This is a genomic window from Arthrobacter sp. NPDC093128, assembly GCF_040683875.1.
Classification (GTDB): domain Bacteria; phylum Actinomycetota; class Actinomycetes; order Actinomycetales; family Micrococcaceae; genus Arthrobacter.
Genome location: NZ_JBFBEY010000062.1, coordinates 1 through 4,568, shown reverse-complemented (window position 1 = coordinate 4,568; position 4,568 = coordinate 1). Strand labels below are relative to the sequence as shown.

Sequence of the window (4,568 nt, the reverse complement as noted above, 5' to 3'; positions counted from 1 at the left end):
AAGCTGCGCGCCAACCTCGGCGCAGGCCAGACCGCATCAGACGCAGAAGCAGCCAACAAGCTCTGAACCGCTCCCTCGCTACAGCGCCCTAAACCGGCGCCTGACAGCCCCTGATACGAACACCCCGCCGCGGACCATCCGCGGCGGGGTATTCTGCGTTCCGTTAATAGCAAAGTGACGGTGCAGTGCCATTCCGGTCTAGGATCGTTCCTGTGAAGCAAATAGGACGGTACAGACGGCCAGGCCCGCCGCTCGTCACGGCATCGGCGTGGGGGCACCAGCGATGGCTGCAAAAGACGAGCTAGAAGCTGAGGGTCCGGGCGGAGGTGTTCAATCCGTAGACCGTGCCTTCCAAGTACTGGACATCCTGGCCAGAACCGGCCATGCCGGCGTCAGCGAAATCGCCGAAGAACTAGGTGTTCACAAATCCACGGTCTCAAGACTACTGGGATCATTGGTGGCCAGGGAGATCGTCCGGCAGAACAATGATCGCGGAAAATATCAGCTGGGCTTTGGAATCCTCCGACTCGCCAGCGCAATTCCCGGCCGCCTGAGCCTGGTGCGCGAGGCCCGTTCGATCCTGGAAAGCCTCGCGGACGAATACAAGGAGACGGTGAACCTGGCCGTGCTGCGGTCCAACTATGCCGTCAATGTGGACCAGGCCATGGGGCCCTCCACGCTCGCTACCTACGACTGGGTGGGAAGTCTCACGCCCCTCCATGCCACCTCCAGCGGCAAGGTCCTGCTGGCGGCCCTGTCTGTTGACGAACGGGACCAGATATACAAAAGCGTCAGCCTGGCAGGCCGGACACCCCGCACCGTCACCGACCGGAAAACCTTGGAGAACCAGCTCCTCGACATTTCCCGCAATGGGTACGCAGTGGTGCACGAGGAATTTGAGATCGGACTAACCGCAGTTGCTGTGCCTGTTTACAACCACGTTGGAACGGTTATCGCGGCCGTGAGTATCTCGGGACCGTCATTCCGTTTCGACCCGGAAAATACACCCGATCTCATCCAGGGCCTGCGCGAGGCCGGGTTGAGGATCAGTGCAAAGCTGGGCTACACCGGGCTTTAAACGCCAAGCCGGTGGCTGAGCTTGTTTCGACAAGCTCAGCCACCGGGTTCGGCTTAGCGGGACGGGGTGACGTCGCCGACCATTTCCTGCACCCAGTCGTGGAACGCGCTGATGTGGTGCTCGCTGGGGACCAGCACGCCGCCCTTGGCGTAGACCTTCGAGCCCATGGCCGGCTGGCACCGCTCGCAGGCGTCAAAGTCCTGCTGGTTCACACGGTGGAACAGCTCCACTGAGGCGCTGACATCCTTGCCGCTCTCCACCACGCTGGGCAGGTAAAGCCAGTCGCACTCCACGATCGTGTGGTCCGCGGCCATCGGGAACATACGGTGGATGATCACATGGTCCGGGACCAGGTTCACGAACACCGTGGGCTTGATGGTGATCGCGTAGTACCGGCGGTCCTGGTCCTCGCTCACGCCCGGGATCAGGTCCAGACCCTCCGAGCCGTCCACGGTGAAGCCCTTGACGTCCTCACCGAACTCCGCACCGTGGCCCACGAAGTACTGCGCGGCCAGGCCGTCGGCGAACTCCGGCAGGACCTCGGTCAGTTCCGGGTGGATGGTGGCGCAGTGGTAACACTCCATGAAGTTCTCAATGATCAGCTTCCAGTTCGCCTTCACGTCATACCGGATCCGGCGGCCCAGGCTGAGGTTGGCCACATCGTAGCCGTCAATGGCATGCACGTCACCGAGGCGTTCCTCGATGGCGCCCATGACTTCCTCTTCGAACGACGGCGGCTCGTCCGCCAGGCACACCCAGACATACCCCAGGTACTCACGGATGTGGACCTTCACCAGCCCGTACTCGTCCCGATCGATGTCGGGCATCTTTGTCAGGTTCGGCGCCGCGATCAGCTTGCCCTCAAAATCGTACGTCCACGCGTGGTACGGGCACTGGAACGAACGCGCCGCTTCGCCCTTCTCCTCCATGCACAGCTTCACCCCGCGGTGCCGGCAAATGTTATAGAAACCACGGATCTGGCCCTTGCGGGTACGGCTGATCAGCACGCTCTCCCGCCCAATCTGAACCGTCTGCCACGCCCCGGCCTTATCCAGATCAGCCGAACGGACAGCACAGAACCACATCTGCTCGAAGATCCGCTCCTGCTCAGCCCGGAACACCGCCTCATCCACATAAGTGGACCCCGGCAGGGTACGAATCAGACTCGGGGTACTAACCTCAACAGACAATTTGTCCTCCTAACGAACAAAGATCAAAAACAACAAAAGCCACGTTTTGTAGGGACAGATTTCACGTAGAGATTTTGAATCACGACAAGACCGCGGCCCCCGCCAGCGCGGAGGTGTCCGCACCCTGCGAACCGGAGGTAGCCGCGACCGGCGCTGTAAGGTTCCGCCGCCACTTGGTGAACAGCTTCGGCTGGTTCATGCCCAGGACCGCCACCGGTACATCCTCGCGGTAGTACACGGCAAGGCAGCTGTGCGTCAGGACATCGCCAACTTCGATTTCCAGACGGTCGTAGCCGGCGGAGTGGCCGGCGAACTGTAGCTTGACGCCGTATTGGTCGGACCAGAAATAGTGCGGTTTGGCCGGCTTCGGCATGGCGTCCGCGTCGAGGAGCGCCTCGACAGCCAGCGTGGCGCGCTCCATGGCGCCGGTCCAGTGCTCCACTCGTCGGTGAGTGCCCGCGGCATGGTCGAACCAGGCGGCGCAGTCCCCCACGGCCACGATTCCCGGCAGTCCGGTGCGGCCCATGGCATCACACACGACGCCACCCCGCAGCTCCAAGCCGGAGCCCTCCAGCCACCCGGTGTTCGGCTCGGCTCCGATGCCCACTACCACGACGTCGGCGGGCACATAGCGTCCTCCCGCCAGCCGGAGTCCGGTCACGTTGCCTTCGCCGCTGTAGAAGTCCTCAATGACGGCAGATGAAATGAGCTCCACCCCATTGGCTGCGTGGAGTCCGGCTACAACGCCACCCATCTCCGAACCCAGTTGAGCGGCGAACGGCACCGGATTGGTGTCGATCATAGTGACCTCCATGCCCCGCGATGCGGCAGCGGAGGCGACTTCCGCGCCGACGAAGCCGGCACCAATCACAGCCATCCTGCTGCCGGGCACCAGTTCGGGTGCAAGGCTCTGTGCGTCCCCGAGAGTACGCAGGGTGAAGACATTGCTCAGCCCGGCCAGGGTGGGCAGCTGCCGCGCCCTCGCACCGGTGGCGATGACAATGCCGTCCGCCTGCACGGCGCGGCCGTCCTTAAGGAGGATGGTCCGCGAGGAGGCATCCAGGGAAGCGGCCTCGGTGCCCAGCATCCATTCAGCCTCCAGCTCGTCGGCGTCCGATTCCAGGAAAAGGTCCTCCACTGTGACCGTACCGAGCAGGAAGTCCTTGGACAATGGCGGCCTGTCGTAGGGACGGTGCTGCTCATCGCCGATGATGATCAGTCGTCCGGTAAAGCCTTGGGTGCGGGCTGCACGGGCGGCGGAAAGACCCGCCAGAGAGGCTCCCACAATCGCAAGCGTCTTCATTTCGACGTTCCTCTTTCAATTGCTTTCAACGCAACAACAAGCGCCATAAGCAACAGCGTGATCTACGCCACGGCCACTGTCAAGGCCCGCCGGTCAACGGGGCCCAGTCCCGCAACAGAGAAGAAATACCTTGACAAGCAGTGTGACCTGCCGCACGCTGTTGCTTATCGCGATTGCTGTTGTTTCTTGCGGAACTCGACCGCCGGCCGTTGCGAGGTCAAGGTTCCACAAAACAACGAAGAGGTCCTTCGATGCACAAGGCATGCGCGCTCAGCGAACTGGCACCCGGCGAAGCGCTGCGGCTGAATACTTCGCCGCCCATTGCCGTCTTCCACACCGAGGAGGGCGAACTCTTTGCCATTGACGACACCTGCACGCACCAGGATGCCTCCCTGGCGGACGGCTGGGTGGAGGACTGCTGGGTCGAGTGCCCGCTCCACGCGTCCAGGTTCAACTTGCGCACGGGAAGCGTCGACGCCCCGCCGGCCAAGCTGCCGGTCCGCTCCCACGAAGTGACGGTGGTCGATGGCGACATCATGATCACTGAATCCGAAGAGGCTCCCAACCTCCCCCCTGGCCTGACAGTCGACGGCCACGTCTAGCACCAGCCCATGAATCCAAACAAAGGACTACCTCATGGCACTGAATAGTGACATTGGCTTAAAAGATGATGAACGACATAACGAAGATAACCTTCCGGACGACTCCAAGGAGTTGCAAGGGCAACCTGCCATCCTCGTGATCGATGGCCCGGATCCACTCCCTTCCGCACCTCACCTCGACACCGAGGACTATGACCAGCTCCTGCAGGAGCTGCGTCAGACCAAGACCGAGCGGGCCGTGACGGATCGCCGGAACCGGAGGCTCAACCTCGACAAGGTCACTTTCGGGATCACCGGCGCCATCGCCATCGCCTTTGTGATCTGGGGTTTCATGGGACGGGACAGCCTCTCCGAGACCTCCACAAGCGTCCTGAACTGGGTCATGGAGTACACCG

General features: G+C 62.1%; 4 protein-coding genes and 1 pseudogene. 3 read left to right on the top strand and 2 right to left on the bottom strand.

Features of this window, described 5'->3' with window-relative positions; translation table 11 throughout:
• Positions 1–283 precede the first annotated feature (283 nt).
• Positions 284–1,078: an IclR family transcriptional regulator gene (locus AB0N24_RS27390; RefSeq protein WP_364131715.1), complete on the top strand. Its 795-nt coding sequence runs from the start codon at positions 284–286 to the stop codon at positions 1,076–1,078.
• 53 nt (positions 1,079–1,131) lie between these two features.
• Here the strand turns inward: AB0N24_RS27390 and AB0N24_RS27385 are convergent, their stop codons facing one another.
• Positions 1,132–2,268, bottom strand: a complete 1,137-nt coding sequence (locus AB0N24_RS27385) for an aromatic ring-hydroxylating dioxygenase subunit alpha (RefSeq protein WP_364131713.1) — start codon at positions 2,266–2,268, stop codon at positions 1,132–1,134.
• A 79-nt stretch (positions 2,269–2,347) separates the two neighbouring features.
• The gene (locus AB0N24_RS27380) at positions 2,348–3,571 is read right to left on the bottom strand and encodes an FAD-dependent oxidoreductase (protein WP_364131711.1); all 1,224 of its coding nucleotides are present in this window, start codon (positions 3,569–3,571) and stop codon (positions 2,348–2,350) included.
• A gap of 251 nt (positions 3,572–3,822) precedes the next feature.
• Here AB0N24_RS27380 and AB0N24_RS27375 point away from each other — a divergent pair, with 251 nt between their 5' ends.
• Both AB0N24_RS27375 and AB0N24_RS27370 read left to right on the top strand, forming a co-directional pair.
• Positions 3,823–4,173 (top strand): bifunctional 3-phenylpropionate/cinnamic acid dioxygenase ferredoxin subunit, encoded by a 351-nt coding sequence (locus AB0N24_RS27375; RefSeq protein ID WP_364131709.1) that lies wholly within the window; start codon positions 3,823–3,825, stop codon positions 4,171–4,173.
• Positions 4,174–4,207: 34 nt separating this feature from the next.
• Positions 4,208–4,568 (top strand): annotated as a pseudogene (locus tag AB0N24_RS27370) (BCCT family transporter); the annotation flags it as partial.

Coding starts and splice junctions, on each gene's coding strand:
- AB0N24_RS27375 (WP_364131709.1), top strand. CDS start 3,823: ATGCACAAGGCATGCGCGCTCAGCGAACTGGCACCCGGCGAAGCGCTG.
- AB0N24_RS27380 (WP_364131711.1), bottom strand. CDS start 3,571: ATGAAGACGCTTGCGATTGTGGGAGCCTCTCTGGCGGGTCTTTCCGCC.
- AB0N24_RS27390 (WP_364131715.1), top strand. CDS start 284: ATGGCTGCAAAAGACGAGCTAGAAGCTGAGGGTCCGGGCGGAGGTGTT.